Below are 23409 nucleotides of genomic sequence, written 5' to 3' on the forward strand. Positions count from 1 at the left end.
GTGCGGGACATGCCCTACCACATCACGAATAAACGTGGTGAAACGAGGCGTATGTCCGTGCTGAATCATAAGATAATTAAACAGCGCTTTAAGCTGCCTGTCATTAGCGCAACCAGTAACTAACAGCGAAGCAATTCGTTCAACCAGTCCCAGCAGGTCGCAAAGCTGGCGTAACGACACCGGCAGATGAATCTCCATAAAATCGCGGGCGGTTTCCGGGTGGCGCAAAAAGGTTTTAAACACCGCATCATGCGGTGTTGAGGTCGTCGATTTTTTCATGGCGCTCCGTCCCCCCAAACCAGGATGCTGCGACTCTACCTCCTGAAAATTCCTTTCTCATCCGTACCTTTTCAGCATTGCGAGGCGCGACGGAAGATAAATCCTGTTATCTGTAATGCACATGCATTTTCGGAACTGAGCACGCAAAATACCAGCCTGCGCACCCTGCCTTTATCTTTATTAACCAGACAAACTCTTTTGATTAACATCAAAATTTAATTACACTTAATGTGTATATTTTCCGTGCAACGTAAATTTCCCGAGGTGTGATGTGCTGATTGTTATCTGTAATCGCCACACGTTCTGACGAGATTCAGAACGCGTCTCTTCCTGTCTGTGTTTTCACCGGCAGCGTTTTTGATTACATGAAATTCAGTACATCCGCAGCCGCTGTTTCTATCGCCTGCCTGACGTCACGATGACGGTATTGAGTTTCGCTATCCCATCATGGGGTTCTCCGACATGGAGCGCATTTTTTATGCAACGGATTATTCAGTTTTTCTCCCAACGCGCCACAACGTTATTTTTCCCGATGGCGCTGATTTTGTACGATTTTGCCGCCTATCTGACGACGGATCTGATTCAGCCTGGCATCATTAACGTCGTGCGCGATTTTAATGCTGACGTCAGTCTTGCGCCGGCCTCGGTCAGTCTCTATCTGGCGGGCGGAATGGCGTTGCAATGGCTTCTGGGGCCGCTATCCGACAGGATTGGCCGCCGGCCAGTGCTGATTGCAGGGGCATTAATTTTTACTCTCGCCTGCGCGGCAACGCTGTTGACGACCTCAATGACGCAGTTTCTGGTTGCCCGTTTTGTGCAGGGCACCAGCATTTGCTTTATCGCAACGGTCGGCTACGTCACGGTACAGGAGGCCTTCGGTCAAACCAAAGCCATTAAGCTGATGGCGATTATTACCTCCATTGTGCTGGTCGCTCCGGTTATCGGCCCGCTCTCCGGCGCCGCGCTGATGCACTTCGTTCACTGGAAGGTGCTGTTCGGTATTATTGCGGTGATGGGACTGTTGGCGTTGTGCGGCCTGCTGCTGGCGATGCCGGAAACGGTGCAACGCGGCGCGGTGCCGTTCAGCGCGGTGAGCGTACTGCGCGATTTTCGTAATGTGTTTCGCAACCCGATTTTTCTCACCGGGGCGGCGACGCTGTCGTTGAGCTACATCCCGATGATGAGCTGGGTGGCGGTGTCGCCGGTGATCCTGATCGATGCTGGCGGGATGAGTACTTCGCAATTCGCCTGGGCGCAGGTGCCCGTATTCGGCGCGGTGATCGTGGCCAATATGATCGTTGTGCGCCTGGTGAAAGATCCGACCCGACCGCGTTTTATCTGGCGCGCCGTACCAATCCAGTTAAGCGGGCTGGCGACATTACTCCTCGGTAATCTTCTTCTGCCGCACGTCTGGCTTTGGTCTGTGCTGGGCACCAGCCTGTACGCGTTCGGCATTGGCATGATTTTCCCGACGCTGTTTCGCTTCACGCTTTTTTCCAACAACTTGCCAAAAGGGACGGTTTCGGCCTCGCTGAACATGGTGATTCTGACGGTGATGGCGGTGTCGGTCGAAGTTGGCCGCTGGCTGTGGTTTCACGGCGGGAGACTGCCGTTTCACCTGCTGGCAGCGGTGGCCGGGGTGATTGTGGTCTTCACTCTGGCGACACTATTACAGCGCGTGCGCCAGCATGAGGCGGCAGAACTGGCCGCTGAGAAGTAAACACTCTGCCGGATAGAGGCTTATCCGGCACAGGATAATCTGATGTTTTTTGCACGTTCCTGCCGTCTGGCTCTATCCTTAACCCTATGAATAAAATCGCCGAACTCAAACGCGCCAAACGCCTGGCGCTCTCACTGTTGCTGATAGCCGCCGCGACGTTTGTGACCACGCTTTTCCTGCCGCCCAGTTTTTGGGTGCTGGGCGCAAAAGCTATTGCCGAAGCGGCGATGGTTGGCGCGCTGGCGGACTGGTTTGCCGTGGTGGCGCTGTTTCGCCGCATTCCCATTCCGTTTATTTCACGACATACGGCGATTATTCCCCGTAATAAAGACCGAATCGGCGAAAATCTTGGGCAATTTGTGCAGGAGAAGTTCCTTGATACGCAGTCGCTGATCGCGCTAATCCGCCGCCATGAACCCGCGCTGCTTATCGGAAACTGGTTCAGCCAGCCGGACAACGCCAGCCGGGTCGGGCAGCATCTGCTGCAAATTATGAGCGGCTTTCTGGAACTAACCGATGACGCCCGTATTCAGCGGCTGCTCAAGCGAGCGGTACATAAGGCGATTGATAAAGTGGATCTTTCCGGCACCAGCGCCCTGATGCTGGAAAGCATGACCAAAAACGATCGTCACCAGGTGTTACTCGATACGCTGATCGCCCAGCTTATCGCCCTGTTACAGCGTGACAGCTCCCGAACATTTATCGCCAGACAGATCATACGCTGGCTGGAGACCGAACATCCGTTAAAAGCGAAGATTCTGCCGACCGAATGGCTGGGAGAACACAGCGCTGAACTGGTCTCCGACGCGGTGAATTCTCTGCTGGATGATATCAGTCACGACCGCGCGCATCAGATTCGTCATGCCTTCGATCGCGCGACGTATAAGCTGATCGATAAACTTAAACATGATCCGGAAATGGCTGCCCGGGCAGAAAACATTAAAAGTTACCTGAAGGAAGATGAGGCGTTTAACCGTTATCTCGGCGAAATCTGGGCGGATCTACGCCAGTGGTTAAAAACAGATATCAACGCCGAAGACTCAAAGGTGAAGCAGCGCATCGCCCATGCCGGACAATGGTTTGGCGAGACGCTGATCGCCGACGACGCATTACGCGCTTCGCTTAACGGTCATCTGGAACAGGCCGCGCACCGCGTCGCGCCGGAATTCGCCGCCTTCCTGACGCGCCACATCAGCGATACCGTAAAAGGCTGGGATGCGCGCGATATGTCGCAGCAGATTGAGCTTAATATCGGTAAAGATTTGCAGTTTATCCGCGTGAACGGCACGCTGGTCGGCGGCGCTATCGGTCTGGTGTTATATTTACTGTCGCAAATACCGGCACTGCTCAGTATCTAAGAAGGGGAAGGCGCAATTCTCGTTCAGATTAACTGCCAAACCCCGCACGTGGGAGGCATTAATTTAATGCCATTTCCCACCGATGCCCCTCTTCTCAATCCGTTATTCGCCTGCGCTTCACTTTCTTTTCTTGCAAATTTGAAACATTAATTTTACTTTTTATTATCATTTGCAACAACAATCAGGCATTCTTGCCTTACTTTAGCAAAGAGAAAAACCATGGTTCATGCTCAGAGCGCTTCACCTCGCCATCCCATTTTTACGGCGCTTTTCGGTATGATGGTATTGACGCTGGGGATGGGAGTTGGCCGCTTTCTGTATACGCCCATGCTGCCGGTAATGCTGGCGGAAAAGCAGCTAACGTTTAACCAACTCTCCTGGATTGCCAGCGCCAATTATGCAGGGTACCTGGCGGGAAGCTTACTGTTTTCCTTTGGCCTTTTTCATCTCCCCTCTCGTCTACGCCCCATGCTGCTGGCTTCGGCGGTCGCCACCGGTATTCTTATTCTGGCCATGGCGATATTTACCCAACCCGCGGTCGTCATGTTGGTGCGCTTCCTGGCAGGCGTCGCGAGCGCGGGAATGATGATTTTTGGATCAATGATTGTGTTGCATCATACCCGCCATCCGTTTGTGATCGCCGCGCTCTTTTCCGGCGTCGGGGCCGGGATTGCACTGGGCAACGAATATGTCATTGGCGGTTTACATTATGCGCTTTCGGCCCATTCGCTATGGCTGGGGGCCGGGGCGCTCGCCGGTATATTGCTATTAATCGTGGCAATATTGATTCCCCCCCGCGCTCATGCGCTGCCGCCTGCGCCCTTAGCAAGAATCGAAAATCAGCCTATGCCCTGGTGGCAACTGGCGCTGTTGTACGGTTTCGCCGGATTCGGCTACATCATTGTCGCTACCTATTTGCCGCTGATGGCGAAAAGCGCGGGCTCTCCGCTACTCACGGCGCACCTTTGGTCGTTGGTCGGCCTGGCGATCATTCCCGGCTGCTTCGGCTGGCTGTGGGCGGCAAAACATTGGGGCGTCCTGCCATGCCTGACCGCGAACCTGTTGATCCAGAGCGCCTGCGTGCTGCTGTCTCTCGCCAGCGACTCGTTGTTGCTGTTAATACTGAGCAGTATTGGTTTTGGCGCCACGTTTATGGGCACAACCTCGCTGGTGATGCCGCTTGCCCGACAACTCAGCGCGCCGGGTAATATTAATTTGTTAGGCCTGGTGACGCTAACGTATGGTATTGGGCAAATTCTCGGTCCGCTCGCCGCCAGTCTGTCAGGCAATGGCGCGTCGGCAATTATCAACGCCACGCTTTGCGGCGCCGCGGCGCTCTTTTTTGCCGCGCTGATCAGCGCTGTGCAGCAGATAAAACAAAAACGGTTTGTGATACGTGAATAAGCGGTAGAGTAAACCCACGCTCTCCGCACCGGGTTGTATCTTTAATGCTATTCGCGGCGCAATGAGGATCTGTTTTTAATAGCACATCCTCAACACGTTATTTCAAGGTAAAGATGCCACTAAAAACTATACTTATTCTATGGTTTTTAGTGTTATTAATCTGCCTATTATTTTATATACCCTTCCTACTTCAAGTGGCTTATGTGTTGGCTACGGATTACCCGGCCCATCCATGGGCCTCGCCCTGACGGGCCGTTGCTCACCCCAGTCACATCGTTATCTATGCTCCTGGGGACTCACTCCCTTGCCGCCTTTAAGCAACTCGAATTATTTTGGCTATATATTCCATTATGATGATTATCGCTCCCTCTCAAATCATCACAATTATAAATAAATCACATCATGAAATTAATTCGATTATTCGTTTTTTATTACCTGCCCGTAGGATTCTTAGGGCGCAAGCTGACCTATCAGCGGCTACTGACCTGACCGTGACAATTCCTCTTAAGGCGTGAAAAATTACAGTAAAAAAGTAAAATTTAGGTTAAAAAATCCTATTTTTTAACAACGATAATTAAGTGGCGTGAAATTGACTAACGTCAAATTTATTTCTCCTTTTTTCCTGCTCCCAGCTCCGGCCTGCGTCAACACCTGTTTCTTTGCTTTTTTACCTCGCGTTATACCGTCCACGGTTCCCCGCGCCTCCGGCAGTAGCGAGGATGGTGATTTTTCGCGCTGCTATGCAAGAAACGCATAGCACGATACATACTTGCATTTTGTCCTTACCCTTATGGCTGATAAGGTCTTTCTGTTTCGGGCTTTTTGGCCTGTGGCTACAACCAACACATCATCAAAAAAATTCGGGGATCGCTATGGCGCAACAAGTGGACGGGGCGGCCATGCCGCTTGATACAGAAAAGGTCGGGATAAAGGGATACCTGGCGTTTTTTCTCACCATTATTTTCTTTTCCGGCGTATTTTCCGGAAGCGAAGGCTGGTGGCGCGTTTTTGATTTTACCGTACTCAACGGGTCATTCGGTCATGTGACCGGTACGCAGACCTTTCGTGGCGCGGGCGGAACGGGCGCGAAAGATGGCTTCCTTTTTGCGCTGGAGCTGGCACCGTCGGTTATCCTTTCTCTGGGTATCATCGCGATTACGGATGGACTGGGCGGTCTGCGGGCGGCGCAGCAACTGATGACGCCCATCCTGAAACCGTTGCTTGGCATTCCTGGCATTTGCTCACTGGCGCTGATCGCCAACCTGCAAAATACCGACGCCGCGGCGGGTATGACCAAAGAACTGGCGCAGGAAGGCGAAATCACTGAACGCGATAAAGTGATTTTTGCCGCCTGGCAGACCAGCGGCAGCGCTATTATCACCAACTATTTCTCCTCCGGCGTTGCGGTATTCGCCTTTCTGGGAACGTCAGTCATCATTCCGCTGGTGGTCATTCTGCTATTCAAATTTATCGGCGCAAACCTTTTGCGCATCTGGATTAACATCGAAGAACGCCGTCACCCTGCGCAAGGAGCCCAATCATGACGACTCAGGTACGTAAGAATGTCATGGATATGTTTATCGATGGCGCACGCCGCGGTTTTACCATCGCCACGACCAACCTGTTACCCAATGTGGTCATGGCATTTGTCATTATTCAGGCGCTGAAAATTACCGGTCTGCTCGACTGGGTAGGCCATATCTGCCAGCCCGTGATGGCGTTGTGGGGGCTTCCCGGCGAAGCGGCTACGGTGCTTCTGGCTTCGCTGATGAGTATGGGCGGCGCCGTTGGCGTGGCGGCCAGTCTGGCTACCGCCGGCGCGCTAAGCGGCCACGATGTTACCGTACTACTGCCAGCCATTTACCTGATGGGAAACCCGGTACAGAATGTCGGCCGCTGTCTCGGTACTGCCGAAGTCAACGCCAAATATTACCCGCATATTATCGCAGTCTGCGCCATCAATGCGCTGCTGTCGATCTGGGTCATGCAGCTTATTGTTTAATAAGGAGTTATCATGCCTGATTTATCCGCCGCGGAGTTTACCTTATTACAGGGTGCGCACCTGTTTGCGCCAGAAGACCGGGGCATCTGCGATGTTCTACTCGCGAATGGCAAAATTATTGCCGTCGGCGCTGGCATCCCCGGCGATATCGTACCGGACTGTACGGTGATTAATCTTAGCGGCCGTATGCTGTGCCCGGGCTTTATCGACCAACACGTTCATCTGATCGGCGGCGGCGGCGAAGCGGGGCCGACGACGCGGACGCCGGAAGTCTCTCTGAGCCGCCTGACGGAAGCCGGGATAACAACGGTCGTCGGCCTGCTTGGCACCGACTCCGTCAGCCGTCATCCCGCGTCGCTGTTAGCCAAAACGCGAGCGCTAAATGAGGAGGGGATCACCGCCTGGATGCTCACGGGCGCTTATCACGTTCCGTCGCCGACCATTACTGGCTCGGTAGAAAAAGACGTCGCGCTGATCGACCGCGTCATTGGCGTGAAATGCGCAGTCTCCGACCACCGTTCCGCCGCGCCCAGCGGGAATCAACTCGCCAGCATGGCCGCCGAATCACGCGTTGGCGGCCTGCTGGGGGGCAAACCTGGTGTCAGCGTTTTTCATATGGGCAGCAGCAAAAAAGGGTTACAGCCGCTGTATGACATCCTGGAAAACAGCGACGTGCCGATCGGTAAACTGCTGCCTACCCACGTCAACCGTAGCGAATCTCTTTTCGAGCAGGCGCTGGCGTTTGCGCTTAAAGGCGGCGTGATCGACATTACCACCAGTATTCCGGATCCCGTCGCGCCGGCGGAGGGCATTGCCAGAGCGGTAAAAGCCGGCGTCCCGCTTTCCCGGGTGACGCTCAGTTCAGACGGTAACGGCAGCCAGCCGCTATTTGACGCTGCCGGAAATCTGACGGGTATCGGCGTCGCGGGCTTCGAAAGTTTGCTGGAGACGTTGCAGACGCTGGTTAACCACTACGGATTCAGCCTGGCCAATGCTCTGCGTCCGCTGACGACCAGCGTAGCCGCCTTCCTCAGTCTGGACGGCAAAGGCGAAATCCGTCCCGGTAACGATGCGGATCTGCTCGTCTTTAGCGCAGATTTACGCATTGAGCAGGTGTATGCGCGCGGCAAACGCATGGTCAATGAGGGGAAAGCCTGCGTAAAAGGTACCTTTGAACCGGCGTAATTCCCGCTAGTTTCAGGCTGCCCCATCACGGCATTCTGAAAGAGGATGGGATAAGCGGTTGTCAGCCGCCCGAATGGACGTAGAATGCCCCTTCGGGCGGCTGACAGGATAACGGTAAATGGATGTAACTGGAGCAGGTTTGCACAATATTGAGACAAAATGGCTATATGATTTTCTGACGCTGGAAAAGTGCCGCAATTTCTCTCAGGCCGCCATTATCCGCAACGTATCGCAACCCGCTTTTAGCCGGCGGATTCGCGCCCTGGAACATGCCGTGGGCGTTGAACTGTTTAACCGACAGGTCTCGCCGCTACAGCTTTCCGAACAGGGTAAAATCTTTCACTCCCAGGTTCGCCACCTGTTACAGCAGCTGGAAAGTAATCTGACCGAACTGCGCGGCGGCAGCGATTATACGCTGCGTAAAATCAAGATTGCCGCCGCCCACTCGCTCTCCCTCGGCCTGTTGCCGACCATCGTTAAGCAGATGCCTACGCAGTTTACCTACGCCGTTGAGGCGATAGATGTCGACCAGGCGGTGGATATGTTACGTGAGGGGCAAAGCGATTTTATCTTTTCTTATCACGATGAAAACCTGCAACAAGCGCCGTTTGATAATATCCGCCTGTTTGAGTCGAGACTGTTTCCGGTTTGCGCCAACAATGGCCGGGGCGAGCCGCGCTATACGCTTGAGCAGCCGCACTTTCCCCTGCTTAATTACAGTCAGAACTCCTATATGGGCCGATTGATAAATCGTACCCTGACTCGCCATGCTGAACTGAGTTTCAGTACATTTTTCGTCTCTTCGATGAGTGAATTGTTAAAACAGGTTGCGATGGACGGCTGCGGAATCGCCTGGTTGCCCGAGTATGCTATCCGTCAGGAGATTACCGACGGGCGCCTGATAGTGCTTGATGCCGACGAACTGGTTATCCCGATCCAGGCTTATGCTTATCGCATGAATACCCGCATGAGTCAGGTAGCCGAAACATTTTGGCGCGACCTGCGTGGGCTTCAGGCCGCGCTGTAAACACCTCAGGCGGTAAGGCGTTGCTCCCCGGTCAAAGAGGCGCGGGTGTCTGGCCAGGACTCATACCAACGAATCGCCGCGCGCACCAGCGACGCTGTGGAATCAATCATCGGGCACGCTATCGCGCGTTCATGTCCGGCCACAATAAGCGGAATTTCGGTACACCCCATAATAATTGCCTGAGCGCCACGGGCAATAAGGCTATCGATTTGCGGCAGCAGCAGCGCTTGCGCCGCAGTTTTATCGCCACGTTTAAGCGTATAAATAGCCTGCATTACCAACGCCTGCCCCGCGTCTTCTGGCTGAATTAACGTCAGCCCCCGCGCCAGCGCTTTCTTTTGATATAACCCGGTCGCCAGCGTCGCATTGGTCGCCAGCAGCCCAACGTGCCGCGCCGATGGCGGAATATCCCCCAGGGTAGCGTCCAGGATGCTGATCATTCGCGCTTTCGCGACGTTCTGTAAATCATCAAACCAATAATGCGCAGTGTTGCATGGGATAACGATACACTCCGCCCCGGCGTCTTCCAGCATATGCAGATAACGCTCCAGATAACGGTATGGCGAAGGCCCGCCGGATAACAGACATGCTGTACGATCGGGAATATCAGGGATAGAGCTGACAATGAGCGGGATGTGTTGTTGATCACAACTGGCATGTCGCAATTCAACAAATTTTTCCAACATATCCGCCGTTGCCGCAGGTCCCATCCCCCCCAGTATCCCAATGGTGTGTTTCATCGCTTTTCCCGCTTATTTACGTCAAGGTCAGAAACACACTATCAACTTGATGTGTATATAAAAAATGCCGTTTTATTAGCGGCTATGCGTAAAAATCATAACGGGTGTAAGGGCCACGCGTTATCGCCTTTTCAGGCAATCGATTGGTTACATGAGCGCTCATCAGCCTTCGCAAGCCGCTAAATGCCATTTCGCTATACAGCATCGCCCACTGCGAGTCCGCAAGCTTGTTTTGTCCTCATCGCCACAGCGCCTGTCGGTGAAGAGGCCGCCGTGTTTTGCTTTTCGACGCTAATGCGGGAATATCCCAGCGAATATGGCTATAAACCAAATCCACGGTCTCCGTGGCGCTGCCTTCGGCGTCTCCATGATTGCTCATGCGTGAAATTCGCACATTGGTGAGCGTATAAATAATAAATGGCAGCATTGCGCCCTTATCACGACGGCATAATGTCAGCACGCCTTCTTTCACCGTTTTCCCGTTACAATAGTGCTCATAGAGGCCTGGTGTAGCAAGATCGACTGGCTTTGTCAGCGTCAACCCTCCAATATATGTCCCTCTCGCTTCGCCGGACTCCCGTTTTGTCGGGTTGTGGTTGTAAGCAATAAGTTTTATTTGGTTTTCAAAACCTTTGATCCGGCTTTCGCCTTCAATACCGTCCAGTTTTAAATAGATGGCGTCCATCCCCCCTCCGTGATTATCATGCGGCAAAGCAGGCTGACAAGGACGGAACGCCAACAATGAAAGAACGTTCCATTTTCCAGCCATTTCGTTGGTGTCTCTGTATACCAGATTAAATACCGACAATCTGCTATAACTGGATTCTTGCTAAATACCTTCTGCCATCAACAATCCATTTTACAATAGCGCTACTGACCTGAAATCTATTACGCCAGGCATTCAAGCATCGTTTCCTGAATAACCATAGCCGCTATAAGAACCATATCAAAAAAGAAATATCAATATCATTTCTTATTTTTATCCGAGAAATTACTTAATTCCACCGAATCGGAATATAGACAATTCTTATTCCTTTTCACATCAATGGGTTTTTTAGACTTTTGTCATATCGAAAACAACCATTCCAATAGAACATATTTACTATGTGAATATATTTAATGTTTTTATCGCGCGCAGTGTTATCACAGTAATAAATGATTTGCATCAAAAATGCGCCTTTCAGCGCCACGTATTTTTGGGCAGCAAATTATAAAATCGCGTTTCAAAGTCAGTGAGATGTTATCTGTTCAGGCGATATGACTTTATGCCCGGACGATACGCCAGCCGCTTTACCCTTACGTTTAGTCGTGATACGTTAGATCACATGAACACGAAACGATCCAACGCTACGCAACGTCATCTCCGCTGGTGGCTGCCTTCCTGAAGGCGGCACGGATCACTATCCCTCTTTAAGTAGCCGCCGAAAGGCGGCTACTGCGTTTCGGGACGTCTTTCGGCTTTACAGTAAGCATAAAGGAGTCCTTAATGAACACCCTTCCTATCATTCTGACTGGCGATCGCCCCACCGGCTCGCTGCACCTCGGCCATTATGTCGGTTCACTGCGCCAGCGCGTCGCGCTACAGCAGGATCACCAACAGTATGTCCTGATTGCCGACCTGCAGGGACTCACCGATAACGGCAGTAATCCGCAAAAAATCCGCGATAATATTCCGCAAGTGTTAGCTGACTATCTGGCCGTCGGCATCGATCCCACGCTGACGACGATCTGCCTGCAATCCGCGTTACCCGCCCTCGCCGAATTAACGGTGCTGTATATGAATATTGTTACCGTCGCCCGAGTGGAGCGTAATCCTACGGTAAAAAATGAGATTGCCCAAAAAGGCTTTACCCGTTCCCTGCCGGTCGGGTTCATGGCGTATCCCATTAGCCAGGCGGCAGATATCACCGCCTTTAAGGCCGAAATGGTACCGGTTGGCGACGACCAATTGCCCATGATTGAGCAAACGAATGAGATCGTTCATAAGATGAATAGTCTTTTCTCCTCGCCGGTATTGCGACCCTGTCAGGCGCTCCTGAGCGATACGGGTCGTCTGCCCGGCATTGACGGCAGCGCCAAGATGTCGAAATCGCTCGGCAATACCCTGCTTCTTTCCGCCAGCGAAGAGACCATCCACCGTGCGGTCAGCGCGATGTACACCGATCCCAATCATTTAAAAATTAGCGATCCGGGAAAAATAGAAGGTAACGTCGTCTTTACGTGGCTGGATGCGTTTCATCCGGATAAAGCCAAAGTCGCGGCGATGAAAGCACATTATCAACAAGGCGGATTAGGCGACCGTGTCTGTAAAAATGAGCTGGAGACCTGCCTGCAAGAACTGATCGCGCCCATACGCGAACGACGGGCAACCTTTATTGCAGATAAGGGAATGCTAATGGAATTACTGAAAAAAGGTAGCGAGCGGGCCCATGAGGTCACTCAAAAGACGCTACAGGAAGTAAAACGTGGACTGGGTCTGCCCACGCTATTCCAGGTATAATCAGGCATCAACGTTGTCCAGCGGCCATGACTCAAACAGATAGCCATCAAAGTAGATGTCATCAACATTGGAAAACTCCAGCAGACGCTGCTTCACGTTTTCCAGGTGCTGCCACATCGCCAGCTTCGCTGCGCGGGCGTCTTTCTTAATTAACGCCGCGAGGATCTGCTTATGATCGACCAGCCACTCCTTACGGTAAAGCGTATCGCCCAGATGGCTATGAAGCTGGAGCCACATCGGATTATTTTCACGCCATTGCCAGGACTGACGGAAGAGCTCTACCAACATACTGTTATGGGTCGCTTCGGCAATGGCCAGATGAAACTGCATATCGCCGCTTTCTGAGCCGCCCGGCGCGCTGGAGGCGAGCTCTCGCTCTTCCAGTTGTAACGCCTGGCGCATTTTAATGATGTCTTCGCGGGTGGCCTGCAGAGCGGCAAATTCAGCGATATTGCTTTCCAGCAACTGACGCGCCTGCAACAGTTCAAAAGGCCCGGCGTCATTACAGTGATTGACGTCAGCGCCTTCCATCTCGTTATTATCCGCGCTGTCGAGCACGTAGATCCCGGCGCCGCGGCGGACTTCAACCAGACCTTTAATTTCCAGCATGATCAGCGCTTCACGCACGACGGTACGCGTCACATTGAGCCTCTCAGCGATCTCTCTTTCCGGCGGCAAGCGCTCCCCGGGGCGGTACGGCGTCTGAACAATCAGATCCCGTATCATTGCGCCCACTTCCTGGTAAGGTCTTTGCTGAGAAGTGTTTGATTTCATATTGGTCGTGCCCGTCCGATGCGATTTCCCGGTATCAGACTATAGCATTTGTAAAGAGGGATAGCACGCGTAGCACACCAAAAACGCGAAACTGGTCAACCAACAAAATAATAATGCGCGCCGTTTCGCTAGTGAGGCCAGATGAAAGGAAAGGCAATAGACAATACACGACTGATGTTCCACCTTTAGCCCTGATGCCTGAATATGAACAGCATATTGGTTTACCAATATAAAATTTATCAACCAAAAATCAGGCCATAAAATGTGTCTGTACATTGACAGGAATAATGCCTCTGACATAGCGTGATCGGCGAAAATCCAGCCGCTCTCTTTGTATCAAGAACGCGTTATGATAAAAGACACCGTGTTTTTCGCCCCAGGCGTATCCGGGGGAAGCAACGCCTCCAGTTTGTCGAGCCGCCATCGCCGGGCAGCGATTATTCTGCATGAAATTTATGGTATTAACGCTCATATCCAACGCGCAGGCCATGAATGGATGACGCGCGGATTCGACATCTATATTCCCGCGCTGTTTCCTCACCATACCCCCTTTCGCTATGAACAGCAGGAGGAGGCTTACCGTCACTTTTCAGCAAATGTCGGCTTTGATCCCGCCGTCGTTACCACATTACTCCACGATCTCAGAACGCAGTACGAGACGCTAATCGTCGTAGGATATAGCGTCGGCGCAACGCTCGCATGGCTAAGTGCAGCCAGTGGGTTATGCGATGGCGTCGTTTGCTATTACGGTTCCCGTATACGCCAGTACCTTCATCTTGCGCCTCTCTGTCCGACACTGGTTATTGTCGCGCGTTATGAGCCAGCGTTTGATCCCCTCGCCATGCGGCAGGCGCTGGAAAAGCGCCCCCGGGTGCAGTGTAAAATGTACGATGCGCGGCACGGGTTCTGTGATGCTGATAGCGCCACCTTCGATGCCGCCTTATCGCATCAGGTAATGGACGATGTGACCGCATTTATTCGCGACATCACTTGTGCAAACACATCGCCCGATTTTCAGCTTTAGTGGAGACTTTTTTCAACGAGCTGTTCCAGTTTTTTCAAAGCCTGTATGTCTGCGGCATCAAGACCATAACGTTGCAGCGTTTCAGCGGGATGATAACTGACTAACGTTCGCCCATCGGCTTGCTGGCTAATGAGCACCCGAAACGGTAAATCCAGCGCCAGTTCGGGATGCGCCAGCATGAGAGGCGTTCCGCCTTTAGGATTGCCAAAGACCAGAACCGTTGTCGGCGGCATTTTCAGGTTAACATTCTGTGCCGCTCTGGCATGGTCAAATTCCCCAAATAACACCAGACCGTGATCGGCGACAGCGTGCATCAACCGCGCTCGGGTCTGCAAATAGTCATAAGCGCTGTAGGTTTTAACCATGGTTATCGCTCCATCCTCCGTTGCAAAGCCAGGCCTTATTAAGATTAACATCAGGGTTACCGCCAATAAAAAAGGCTTTAAAATAGTGCTCATTCTTCTCTCTCCCTGACCCAATACCCATGAGTAAATGCGACACAGATGATATGCAGTTTAAAAATCAGTCATCGTACTGTACCCCTTATTATTGCACTGAACAGCTCATCACTAAAAAAACAGACGGCAGAACAAAAAATTCCGACGTCTGAACAAATTTAAATAACGATGATCCAGTCTGACTGAGCGACAGCGCGATCATTATTATGGCGCGACACTGTCTTCTTCAGCCCGCTGGGTAAGAAAAAATATACTCCGCTCAGTAAGATAATAGATACTACAGGCCAACTCTTCAGAGATACGGAGCATCATTGCGTAGTGATGATGCGATTTTTCTGGCGCCATCGGCAGAAATATTTCTGACTCCAGCACGTTACTTAAAAAATGAAATTTATGTGCATATTCAGCAGATATAACGCCTCTCGCCATCAGATTAGTCATTAAGGTATTTAAACTATCTTGTTCATGATATACGATACCTTTTCTCTCATGAATTCTGAGAAGAACGCTTCTGAAGACTGCATGACATTCCTTTACGACACAGGCAAAATCATTAAGCATCAGGCGATTATACGCTTCCATAAGATCATATTCGACAAAGCCATACTCTCCAGGGGAGTACAAATAATAACATATGTTTTTAAGCCGTTTTATTCTGCGCAACCTTACAATCCTACCATTTTCATATCGATATTTTAAACTATGCTCATGAAATATATTATTTAATTCACTAATCGCCTTATCCGGTTCTAACCCAAGCGTAACTTCATAGGTCCGAAGGTAGGTATCTATATAGTTAAAAGCAAGCTCAATGGTATCAATATGCTTTCTTTTATCATCTGTTTTTAATAACAGATTACTCATTTCATCCAGATATGACGTTGAATGCGCATATAAGGTGAATAAGCCATACTCTTTGCGCAACGTTTTACATATTCTTCGATAAACTTCGTCAGAATGACTATTATGATAGCAGTATAATGTCATATCATAAAAAGAGGAGCAGTTTCCTAGCGTATTGATAATCAATAAGATTATTTGCTCGCGTATTTCTAACGGAATATCTTCATATAACAGATCGCTATGCCTTAGTGAGTATGGTCTAAAGGTGTGCATTCCTCCCCCTGTAACCGCAACAGAAAAAATTACGCTATGAATAGCGCCACATTACTCTAATTCAGTGGTTCAGGTATTAATATCAGTTCAACAGTGAGCCATTTTTTCTTATTTTTTAATGGTGTTGCGTGAATATTTACATTAAATATAAATGATAAGCAAAGTAAAGAGGCTTGCGTAATTATGACGCTACTGACAAAGAGACCATGGTCTTCGTATCGGATGAAACGTGAGATCCCATTAATGAATGGGATCTATTTTATTATTACTTCCTGTCAACCCACTTTTTCAACTACAAAATTATCCTGACGAACAAAATCAATAAGCAGTTCTATAGTCCCTAACCCCCATTGATTCGATATAGCAATACGCTCACCGGACGGCAACTCAATCAACGCATCTTCCTGCATATGATATCTGTTTTTCCTTTTTTCAGGGATCTGCTCAACCAGTGCTACTGTTCTTTTCTGTAAGTCTTCACTCAATTTATTCTTGAGATCATCTATATTCGCAGGATTATGTTTATTAATCCAGTCAGTGAAAAGTTCAAGTGCAAGCTTCCGTTTATTGAAGGTTTTTCCTTTATATTTATATAAGGAATAATCCCTCTCCGACTTTTGACTGCTAATAATTTGTTCCGTGCGTTTCTCTCTGAATCTGACCGGATATTCTTCCAGTTCAGGGACTGGTATTATTTGTTCAGCATTAATCAGCACTTCACCCTTAAAGTTGTAAGGCGTTAAGCGAACACAGCGAATATCGACACCTTTATCTCTTAGCCATATTGCGGTTGTCGTTAATTCTTTACTGAAATCCGCTGATGCCAGAACGATGCGAATATCTTTACCAAAATCAGCGAGTTCGTTTTCTTCTAACTCCACAAAATCCAGTAACTTCTCTTTTGCATTCTCATCGATCCCATGCTTCCAAAGATATGCCTGATAATATTCGCATGCTTTCGCAAAACTCATCGTTGAAATCATTGCCGCATACCTTAGCGCCTGCAGTTCCATATGCGCGCCGATTTCATCACGTTTCAGTTCAATGACAACCAAATTGGCCTGCTTGTCAATCGCTAATAAATCAATCCTCCGCCGACTATCCTCCCAATCAGAGAATTCTTCGGATATGACAAGGCAGCCCGGCGCGACAATATCAATATTCTTCTTGATAGCCTCCTGAAGATCATAGCGTTCCTGCAGCCTTTCGATGGTGAAAGATGTTTTTTCAAGGGTAGTCAGTATTTTCTCAGAGATATTGTATAGCGCCACATTATATTCCTTTTGTTTACTCTACAGATAATTGTAACCCATCGCCCTTTGTCATTCTGCTGGCTTGCGCAAAGAATCCATACAATATCATCACTGGTGCGAAAATCTGGATTATCCATGGCATTCAGCCTTCACTGAATGCCACAGACAAGCGTTATTCAACTAAAGCTCACCTGTCCCTTAATCCTTCTTTCATTCCGTTGCGTCGTTGCCATACCAGCACACTTAAACGTAAGGTGAGCTTATTATTTTTATCGACAGGTCAGAACAATCCTTCGCCGGTCATACAGTGTTTCAACTGAGAGCTGCAAATCATATTTCGCATTCTTCAGTTTTCGCGATTTAAGCATTTTCATCGTGACGCCACTTATTTGCCCTGTTTCAATCCGTCTCTTGATTTCGGCTGCGCTTAGCAGGAGTTGCTTCTTCAAAATCGACAGCAGGCTGACCTGAAAAGAACGGGAAATCCTGACGCTAACACTGACCTGCTTGTGGGAGGCGATACTGACCAGCCACCGTTCCTGAATGTGAAAATCAGGCTGCCCCGATAATTCAGCATTGTTTCGCTTCAGGATCGCGTTGTCATAAGCAAAATATTGCACCGTGGCAGCATCATTCGCCATCAGCCGGCAATAAAGATCGCGGTTAATTTTGCTGACTGGTAGGCGTGAGAACAGGGAGATATTCCAGGTGTAATCGCAGTGTGTGCATTTATAGATACTCCAGACATCGAGTACCTTCTTTTGCGAATTAACCCGAAATGCCCCAGAAGGCGTGAAGTCCCGTTTTACGCTACATGAAGGGCAACGTTTCGCTATGCGCTGATACCCCACAGGAGTGACAGTCCATATGACTTTCATAACGTACCTTTTTTAACCCATACAAAACCGGATCCGAACTCAGCGGACCATAAATGTTTATGTATGAAAAATATTTAAGTGATATTTTTCAGTTGGTTAAAAAAAGATTTCCAACGCAACAACCCTGTCAATGGCTAAAAAGATACGCCGAGACTATCAAAGCGGTCATTATCGGGTATATGAGTTTAATCAATATTCATTATGGTAATTGCGGGAGCTATTCATCTGATACGCTAAACGTCATGAGCCTCCCTTTGAGATCACACTTTTCACTCCCGGTTATTCACTTACAGAAATCAGGTGTTATCATTCACGACGTAAATACCTTTCAACTCAACCCGAGGCTTTGATGCTGGAGAATGTCATCATCTGATAATCAGTTACCCGACCTTTTCAGGCCGGACTGATTATCAATGCGCCGAAATCGAATGCGGACACCGCAGTGTGTTTGCACGTTTAGCCTATGATGATTAAACAGGTTCTTCAGTATGAATTTATCCCGTCAGGAACAACGTACCTTACACGTTCTCGCCAAAGGCGGACGCATTACGCACATCCGCGATGCGTCAGGCCGCGTCACCGCCGTTGAGTGCTATAGCCGCGAAGGGCTGTTGCTCGCCGATTGCACGCTCGCTGTATTCAAAAAACTCAAAACCAAAAAGCTGATCAAATCCGTTAACGGTCAGCCCTACCGCATTAATACAACCGGGCTGAACAACGTTCGCGCCCAGCCTGACAATCGCTAAGGAGATGATGATGGATATCAGCGCCGTTATTTTTGCAACGCATCGCATTCGGCTATTACCCGATGAAGGCAAAATCCCCTGGGACGAGCCAGCCTTCAGCCAACGCATGCTGGAAAATCATCTGTCGCAGGACCACGACTGGGCCAGCCGCCGGCTAACCGTGATTGAGCAACAGGTAACATGGATTACCCGTCAGTTACCCGCTGGCGCCCGCATTCTGGATCTCGGCTGTGGCCCCGGTTTTTATACCCGCCTGTTAGCGGAGCGTGGGTTTCACTGCACAGGCGTAGATTTCTCTCCGGCATCCATCACATGGGCTCGCCAGCAGGCGCAAGCCGCAAACCTGAATATTGACTACATTCAGCAGGATATTCGTACATACCACCCCACGGAACCTTTTGATTTCATTATGATGACGTTTGGGGAACTGAATGTCTTTAGCGCTGCTGATGCGCAAAGCCTCATCAGTCATTGCGCTCAGTGGTTGAAACCCGATGGCAAACTGCTTGTTGAAGTGCATACCTTCGATGAAGTTAAACGCCAGGGCATGGCGCAGCCAGGCTGGCAGCGTTGTCCGCACGGCCTGTTTCTTGCCGAGCCTCATCTGCTGTTAACGGAAAATGCCTGGGATGAAGAGGCCCAAACCAGCTCAACGCAGTTCTGGGCGATAGCGGAAAACGGCTGTACCACCCGTTTCGGCAGTCAAATGAAGGCCTGGCGCGATGATGAATATATCAGCCTGCTTGGTGATGCTGGCTTCACTGTGTTGCAGCGCCCGGACAGTCACACCTGGCCGGTCGGCGAGACTTTTGCAGGCAAGCTGTTTGCGCTGCTGGTTGAAAAAGTATCCACTTCTGAGGGTATTGCCCTCAGTAAAAGGAATAACCCAATGGATATCCCACGTATTTTTACCATTAGCGAAAGCGAACACCGTATCCATAATCCGTTTACAGCGGAAAAGTACGCCACGCTGGGCCATGCGTTACGCATGAAACCAGGCATGCGGATTCTCGATCTCGGTAGCGGTTCGGGTGAGATGCTCTGCACCTGGGCTCGCGATTACGGTGTTACAGGTACTGGCATTGACATAAGCCCGCTCTTCACCACACAGGCAAAACAACGTGCAGAAGAGCTCGGCGTCAGTGAATATGTACATTTTATTCATAACGACGCGGCCGGTTATATTGATGAGGAAAAATATGACGTGGCGGCCTGCGTAGGCGCTACCTGGATTGCGGGCGGTGTCGCGGGGACAATAGATCTGCTGGCCAAAAGCCTCAAACCTGGCGGGATCATTCTCATCGGTGAACCGTACTGGCGTCGGATCCCCGCAACGGAAGAGATCGCCCACGCCTGTGGCGTCTCATCCGTCGCCGATTTCCGTCCCCTGCCCGAGCTGGTCGCCTTTTTTGACCAACTCGGCTATGACGTAGTGGAAATGGTGCTGGCGGACCCGCAAGGCTGGGACAGATATGAAGCCGCGAAGTGGATGACCATGCGCCGCTGGCTGGAGGAAAACCCTGACGATGAGTTTGCGCAAGAGGTTCGAACAGAACTGACGGTAGCCCCCAAACGTCACGTCACCTGGACGCGAGAATACTTTGGCTGGGGCGTATTTGCGTTAATCGCGCGATAACGTGAAGCAGGAGGTATAGCCTACAAGAGGTATACCTCCATTTAAAAGTATCCAACAAATTAACACGGCTCAAGGCGGGAATATATCGCCTTAGAGACTATCCCACCAGGCGTTATTGGCGCAGCCAGTTTGGACACGGACAGCGCACAAAAACCGGAGCGTACACGTAGTACGTGAGGATTTTGAGCACTGCCCAGGTCCAAAATGGCAAGTAAAATAGCCCTAATGGGATAGGCTCTTAATTTCGCCATTAAGTTTCTGCCACAATATGTCGCAAGACGTGCAAGCGTTCCACCTCACCTGATGAGCGACACCACCATCAATAAGACGTTATTGCTGCAATTCAATTATTAAAAATAAAAAAAGAACCAGAAGAAAATTAAAAAATGGCTTACCCACCATATTAGCCATTGTTAAAATCAAAGTAACCCCCCGTAAAAGCTGGATGTTTTTATTTCTCATAGACGAGAATTTATATATTATGATATAATACGGCAGAAAAACATGCAGGTTATTAACCTGCCATTAATGTAAATAATTTTTTGAGGAGATGTTTCCAGTGGGACGTAAATGGGCAAATATTGTTGCTAAGAAAACAGCTAAAGACGGTGCAACGTCTAAAGTATATGCAAAATTTGGTGTAGAAATCTATGCTGCTGCTAAACAAGGTGAACCAGACCCGGAATCAAACTCAGCTTTAAAATTCGTTATTGAACGTGCGAAACAAGCACAGGTTCCAAAACATGTTATTGATAAAGCTATTGATAAAGCCAAAGGTGGCGGAGATGAAACGTTCGTGCAAGGGCGTTATGAAGGCTTTGGACCCAATGGTTCAATGGTTATCGCTGAAACGTTGACGTCTAATGTTAACCGTACGATTGCTAATATCCGCACAATTTTTAATAAAAAAGGCGGGAATATCGGAGCGGCAGGTGCTGTCAGCTATATGTTTGACAATACTGGAGTGATTGTATTTAAAGGAACAGACCCTGACCATATTTTTGAAATTTTGCTTGATGCTGAAGTTGATGTTCGTGATGTAACCGAAGAAGAAGGAAACATCGTTATTTATACTGAAGCTACAGACCTGCATAAAGGAATCGCAGCGCTAAAAGCAGCTGGAATTTCTGAATTTTCAACAACAGAATTAGAAATGATTGCTCAATCAGAAGTTGAACTTTCACCAGAAGATTTAGAAATCTTTGAAGGACTTGTTGATGCCCTTGAAGATGATGATGATGTGCAAAAAGTATATCATAACGTTGCAAACCTCTAATTATAAATTAAACAAATCTGTCTCTATGGCAGATTTGTTTAATTTATAAAGCTGTTATAAAAAAGTCTATCTGGCCAGATATATAGATCTTTAAATTTATGTGTCTTATCACGACCTGATCTGACACATAGCTTTGAAAGATTGAGAGTTACCGGTTTTGATATAGTGTCGAATCCTTATATAAAACATGAGGTAATTTTCATGTTTCATACGACGAATCCCGTCAGCAAGCTAAGCAAAAGCCAGCAATATCGGGCTACTTACAATCTCCCTGTGCTCTTTAAGGCACCGCCCTTATAAATTCTGCTTGCGCTCGTAATGGTTCATCTGGCGCTCTACGCGTCACTTGACTACAGGTGTGACTCCACCAGCGCGCTACAGACCATAGTGCGAGAACCGTGGCCGATTACCTACTATTTGAAGGCACTCAGCGACGAAATCGGAGAACCATCCAAAAAGCACCTTGATCGTTACCTGGAACCATTCGTTGTGAGCATCACAGACCGGAGTGCCTGGCTGGCTATTATTGGCGGGATCAAGGGGCTGGATGGTTTAGATAAAAAGAACATCTCTTATGAAAGCCTGGATGACCCCGAAGTACAAAAGATTTATATGACTTACCGTCCCGAATAATCTGTCAAATCAGTAACTCAATGAACAAACTGTAAAAATCATTTTTTCAAAGGGATGGATAAATACCGGTCTCCGTAATGGCTTTCATCTCACAAATTGCCTTTTCTCATGGCATCCCGCCCCTTCCCCCATTACAATCATCGTTTGTTTTTTTGCGAGCTGCATAGCAGTCTTCAGAGGGTAGATATGACGATGAAAAACGACAAGGCATGGATTGGAGACCTGCTAGGCGGGCCGCTGATGAGCAGGGAAAGTCGAATCATCGCTGAGCTCATGCTTACCGCTCCCAATGAACAAACCTGGCAAGAGCAGATCGTGGGTCATAACATTCTCCAGGCTTCCTCTGCCAATACGGCGAAGCGCTATGCTACAACGATAAAACTACGCCTGAATACGCTTGATAAAGTGGCGTGGTCGCTTATTGCTGAAGGGAGCGAGCGCGAGCGTCAGCAATTGCTGTTCGTCGCTCTGATCCTCCATTCACCGGTTGTTAAAGACTTCCTGGCTGAAGTGGTGAACGACCTGTGCAGACAATTTAAAGAAAAGCTCCCTATGGATAGCTGGGATGAGTTTGTGGCTAACCATCTTCGTCAGCAGCCCGTACTCACCAGTTACTCAGATTCATCCATCAAAAAAATGGGTAACAACTTGATCAAAGCACTGGCTGAAGCTGGTTATCTGGATACACCTCGTCGGCGTAATCTCCAGTCGGTCTTTCTTTTACCAGAAACTCAGGCGACCTTGCAGCGCCTTGGACAACAAGAATTAGTTTCTATTCTGGAGGGACAACGGTGATCGATCCCGTGCTTGAATACCGCCTGTCACAGGTTCAGAGCCGCATTAGCGAAGAGCGCTTTCTCAAAAACAACGGCTCCGGTAATGAGATTGGGTTCTGGATTTTTGATTATCCTGCTCAGAATGAGCTGCAGGTGCGTGAACACCTGAAGTATCTGTTGCGTAATCTGGAAAAGGACCACAAGTTCGCGCACCTCAACATCTTTCAGATCATCGTCGACATGCTCACTGAACGTGGGTTATTTGACCGCGTCTGTCAGCAGGAAGTGAAAGTCGGTACCGAAGCGCTGAAAAAACAACTCGTTGGCTTATTGAATCAGAAAAAGATCGCGGATTACATAGCAAAAAAAGTCGATCTTCAGAATCAAGAGTTTGTCATTCTGACAGGAATGGGTAACGCCTGGCCGCTGGTTCGTGGCCATGAGCTGATGAGCGCCTTGCAGGACGTGATGGGTTTTACCCCCCTGCTGATGTTTTATCCGGGAACCTATAGCGGACACGATCTCTCCCCATTGGCGGGCATTGATTCCCGAAATTATTATCGCGCCTTCAGGCTGGTACCCGAAAGCGGGCCTGCGGCGACATTGAATCCTCGTTAAAGAGCA

At 49.4% G+C, this 23409-nt stretch carries 22 protein-coding genes and 1 pseudogene; 15 read left to right on the forward strand and 8 right to left on the reverse strand.

Translation table 11 applies throughout. From position 1 onward, the window contains the following. Positions 1–153: 153 nt before the first annotated feature. Positions 154–279: pseudogene (locus QEN31_RS20250) on the reverse strand (Rpn family recombination-promoting nuclease/putative transposase); the annotation flags it as partial. A 478-nt stretch (positions 280–757) separates the two neighbouring features. Here QEN31_RS20250 and mdtM point away from each other — a divergent pair. The 7 genes from mdtM (at position 758) to hypT (ending at position 8975) form a co-directional block, all read left to right on the forward strand. Continuing rightward, positions 758–1999 (forward strand): multidrug efflux MFS transporter MdtM, encoded by a 1242-nt coding sequence (gene mdtM / locus QEN31_RS20255; protein ID WP_001188918.1) that lies wholly within the window; start codon positions 758–760, stop codon positions 1997–1999. A gap of 86 nt (positions 2000–2085) precedes the next feature. After that, entirely contained in the window at positions 2086–3357 is a 1272-nt protein-coding gene (locus tag QEN31_RS20260) for a DUF445 domain-containing protein (RefSeq protein WP_001033021.1), read from the forward strand. 219 nt (positions 3358–3576) lie between these two features. Continuing rightward, positions 3577–4761 carry an MFS transporter gene (locus QEN31_RS20265; RefSeq protein ID WP_000233260.1) on the forward strand — a complete coding sequence of 395 codons (1185 nt, stop codon included), beginning with the start codon at positions 3577–3579 and terminating at the stop codon, positions 4759–4761. Positions 4762–5633: 872 nt separating this feature from the next. Continuing rightward, entirely contained in the window at positions 5634–6305 is a 672-nt protein-coding gene (locus tag QEN31_RS20270) for a nucleoside recognition domain-containing protein (RefSeq protein ID WP_000068750.1), read from the forward strand. Beyond that, complete coding sequence (locus QEN31_RS20275; RefSeq protein WP_000211979.1) at positions 6302–6763, forward strand: YjiG family protein; 462 nt, start codon at positions 6302–6304, stop codon at positions 6761–6763. The genes QEN31_RS20270 and QEN31_RS20275 overlap by 4 nt, the downstream gene beginning before the upstream one ends. 12 nt (positions 6764–6775) lie before the next feature. Then, complete coding sequence (gene iadA, locus QEN31_RS20280) at positions 6776–7948, forward strand: beta-aspartyl-peptidase (protein ID WP_001113069.1); 1173 nt, start codon at positions 6776–6778, stop codon at positions 7946–7948. 118 nt (positions 7949–8066) lie between these two features. After that, the gene (hypT, locus tag QEN31_RS20285) at positions 8067–8975 is read left to right on the forward strand and encodes a hypochlorite stress DNA-binding transcriptional regulator HypT (protein WP_000383509.1); all 909 of its coding nucleotides are present in this window, start codon (positions 8067–8069) and stop codon (positions 8973–8975) included. Positions 8976–8980: 5 nt separating this feature from the next. On the opposite strand, the gene QEN31_RS20290 is transcribed toward hypT, so the two are convergent. After that, complete coding sequence (locus tag QEN31_RS20290; RefSeq protein WP_000683247.1) at positions 8981–9715, reverse strand: aspartate/glutamate racemase family protein; 735 nt, start codon at positions 9713–9715, stop codon at positions 8981–8983. A 238-nt stretch (positions 9716–9953) separates the two neighbouring features. After that, positions 9954–10484, reverse strand: a complete 531-nt coding sequence (locus QEN31_RS20295; RefSeq protein ID WP_000907671.1) for an Hcp family type VI secretion system effector — start codon at positions 10482–10484, stop codon at positions 9954–9956. Between the two features lie 717 nt (positions 10485–11201). Between QEN31_RS20295 and trpS the strand changes: the two genes are divergently transcribed. Then, complete coding sequence (trpS, locus tag QEN31_RS20300; RefSeq protein WP_001094622.1) at positions 11202–12215, forward strand: tryptophan--tRNA ligase; 1014 nt, start codon at positions 11202–11204, stop codon at positions 12213–12215. Here the strand turns inward: trpS and uxuR are convergent, their stop codons facing one another. Then, positions 12216–12989, reverse strand: a complete 774-nt coding sequence (gene uxuR / locus QEN31_RS20305) for a Uxu operon transcriptional regulator (protein WP_000841654.1) — start codon at positions 12987–12989, stop codon at positions 12216–12218. 349 nt (positions 12990–13338) lie between these two features. Between uxuR and QEN31_RS20310 the strand changes: the two genes are divergently transcribed. Beyond that, the gene (locus QEN31_RS20310) at positions 13339–14013 is read left to right on the forward strand and encodes a dienelactone hydrolase family protein (RefSeq protein WP_000588691.1); all 675 of its coding nucleotides are present in this window, start codon (positions 13339–13341) and stop codon (positions 14011–14013) included. Here the strand turns inward: QEN31_RS20310 and QEN31_RS20315 are convergent. The 4 genes from QEN31_RS20315 to QEN31_RS20330 all read right to left on the reverse strand — a co-directional run bounded on the left by QEN31_RS20315 (position 14010) and on the right by QEN31_RS20330 (position 17718). Next, entirely contained in the window at positions 14010–14471 is a 462-nt protein-coding gene (locus tag QEN31_RS20315; protein ID WP_001654330.1) for a DUF302 domain-containing protein, read from the reverse strand. The two genes, QEN31_RS20310 and QEN31_RS20315, sit on opposite strands and share 4 nt — an antisense overlap. A 204-nt stretch (positions 14472–14675) precedes the next feature. Then, positions 14676–15587 carry an STM4504/CBY_0614 family protein gene (locus QEN31_RS20320; RefSeq protein WP_000556777.1) on the reverse strand — a complete coding sequence of 304 codons (912 nt, stop codon included), beginning with the start codon at positions 15585–15587 and terminating at the stop codon, positions 14676–14678. Positions 15588–15862: 275 nt separating this feature from the next. Next, on the reverse strand, positions 15863–16858 hold the full coding sequence (locus QEN31_RS20325; RefSeq protein WP_099949726.1) for a hypothetical protein: 996 nt from the start codon (positions 16856–16858) through the stop codon (positions 15863–15865). A gap of 251 nt (positions 16859–17109) precedes the next feature. Continuing rightward, entirely contained in the window at positions 17110–17718 is a 609-nt protein-coding gene (locus tag QEN31_RS20330; RefSeq protein WP_000864857.1) for a DUF1062 domain-containing protein, read from the reverse strand. Between the two features lie 488 nt (positions 17719–18206). Here QEN31_RS20330 and QEN31_RS20335 point away from each other — a divergent pair, with 488 nt between their 5' ends. From QEN31_RS20335 to brxB, 6 genes are all read left to right on the forward strand, one after another. Further along, positions 18207–18464 (forward strand): YjhX family toxin, encoded by a 258-nt coding sequence (locus tag QEN31_RS20335; RefSeq protein WP_001054380.1) that lies wholly within the window; start codon positions 18207–18209, stop codon positions 18462–18464. A gap of 4 nt (positions 18465–18468) precedes the next feature. Further along, positions 18469–20100: a class I SAM-dependent methyltransferase gene (locus QEN31_RS20340; RefSeq protein ID WP_000979786.1), complete on the forward strand. Its 1632-nt coding sequence runs from the start codon at positions 18469–18471 to the stop codon at positions 20098–20100. Between the two features lie 559 nt (positions 20101–20659). Next, positions 20660–21376, forward strand: a complete 717-nt coding sequence (locus QEN31_RS20345; RefSeq protein ID WP_000532937.1) for a YebC/PmpR family DNA-binding transcriptional regulator — start codon at positions 20660–20662, stop codon at positions 21374–21376. A gap of 318 nt (positions 21377–21694) precedes the next feature. Next, the gene (locus tag QEN31_RS20350; RefSeq protein WP_099949727.1) at positions 21695–22009 is read left to right on the forward strand and encodes a hypothetical protein; all 315 of its coding nucleotides are present in this window, start codon (positions 21695–21697) and stop codon (positions 22007–22009) included. A gap of 192 nt (positions 22010–22201) precedes the next feature. Further along, positions 22202–22804 carry a BREX-1 system protein BrxA gene (brxA, locus tag QEN31_RS20355; RefSeq protein WP_001740084.1) on the forward strand — a complete coding sequence of 201 codons (603 nt, stop codon included), beginning with the start codon at positions 22202–22204 and terminating at the stop codon, positions 22802–22804. Beyond that, a complete protein-coding gene (gene brxB / locus QEN31_RS20360; RefSeq protein WP_000566905.1) occupies positions 22801–23403 on the forward strand; it encodes a BREX-1 system protein BrxB in 603 nt (200 codons plus the stop codon). The genes brxA and brxB overlap by 4 nt, the downstream gene beginning before the upstream one ends. Positions 23404–23409 lie beyond the last annotated feature (6 nt).

The sequence above is a fragment of the Salmonella sp. SA15303 genome (assembly GCF_029962125.1).
GTDB lineage: Bacteria > Pseudomonadota > Gammaproteobacteria > Enterobacterales > Enterobacteriaceae > Salmonella > Salmonella enterica.

Excerpts from the sequence above, each read along its gene's own strand:
- QEN31_RS20270 (WP_000068750.1), top strand. The coding sequence starts at position 5,634 with ATGGCGCAACAAGTGGACGGGGCGGCCATGCCGCTTGATACAGAAAAG.
- QEN31_RS20350 (WP_099949727.1), top strand. The coding sequence starts at position 21,695 with ATGGTTCATCTGGCGCTCTACGCGTCACTTGACTACAGGTGTGACTCC.
- iadA (WP_001113069.1), top strand. The coding sequence starts at position 6,776 with ATGCCTGATTTATCCGCCGCGGAGTTTACCTTATTACAGGGTGCGCAC.
- QEN31_RS20340 (WP_000979786.1), top strand. The coding sequence starts at position 18,469 with ATGATGATGGATATCAGCGCCGTTATTTTTGCAACGCATCGCATTCGG.
- brxA (WP_001740084.1), top strand. The coding sequence starts at position 22,202 with ATGAAAAACGACAAGGCATGGATTGGAGACCTGCTAGGCGGGCCGCTG.
- QEN31_RS20260 (WP_001033021.1), top strand. The coding sequence starts at position 2,086 with ATGAATAAAATCGCCGAACTCAAACGCGCCAAACGCCTGGCGCTCTCA.
- mdtM (WP_001188918.1), top strand. The coding sequence starts at position 758 with ATGCAACGGATTATTCAGTTTTTCTCCCAACGCGCCACAACGTTATTT.
- QEN31_RS20330 (WP_000864857.1), bottom strand. The coding sequence starts at position 17,718 with ATGAAAGTCATATGGACTGTCACTCCTGTGGGGTATCAGCGCATAGCG.
- QEN31_RS20310 (WP_000588691.1), top strand. The coding sequence starts at position 13,339 with ATGATAAAAGACACCGTGTTTTTCGCCCCAGGCGTATCCGGGGGAAGC.
- QEN31_RS20275 (WP_000211979.1), top strand. The coding sequence starts at position 6,302 with ATGACGACTCAGGTACGTAAGAATGTCATGGATATGTTTATCGATGGC.
- trpS (WP_001094622.1), top strand. The coding sequence starts at position 11,202 with ATGAACACCCTTCCTATCATTCTGACTGGCGATCGCCCCACCGGCTCG.
- QEN31_RS20335 (WP_001054380.1), top strand. The coding sequence starts at position 18,207 with ATGAATTTATCCCGTCAGGAACAACGTACCTTACACGTTCTCGCCAAA.
- QEN31_RS20290 (WP_000683247.1), bottom strand. The coding sequence starts at position 9,715 with ATGAAACACACCATTGGGATACTGGGGGGGATGGGACCTGCGGCAACG.
- uxuR (WP_000841654.1), bottom strand. The coding sequence starts at position 12,989 with ATGAAATCAAACACTTCTCAGCAAAGACCTTACCAGGAAGTGGGCGCA.
- QEN31_RS20315 (WP_001654330.1), bottom strand. The coding sequence starts at position 14,471 with ATGAGCACTATTTTAAAGCCTTTTTTATTGGCGGTAACCCTGATGTTA.
- QEN31_RS20320 (WP_000556777.1), bottom strand. The coding sequence starts at position 15,587 with ATGCACACCTTTAGACCATACTCACTAAGGCATAGCGATCTGTTATAT.
- hypT (WP_000383509.1), top strand. The coding sequence starts at position 8,067 with ATGGATGTAACTGGAGCAGGTTTGCACAATATTGAGACAAAATGGCTA.
- QEN31_RS20265 (WP_000233260.1), top strand. The coding sequence starts at position 3,577 with ATGGTTCATGCTCAGAGCGCTTCACCTCGCCATCCCATTTTTACGGCG.
- QEN31_RS20295 (WP_000907671.1), bottom strand. The coding sequence starts at position 10,484 with ATGGCTGGAAAATGGAACGTTCTTTCATTGTTGGCGTTCCGTCCTTGT.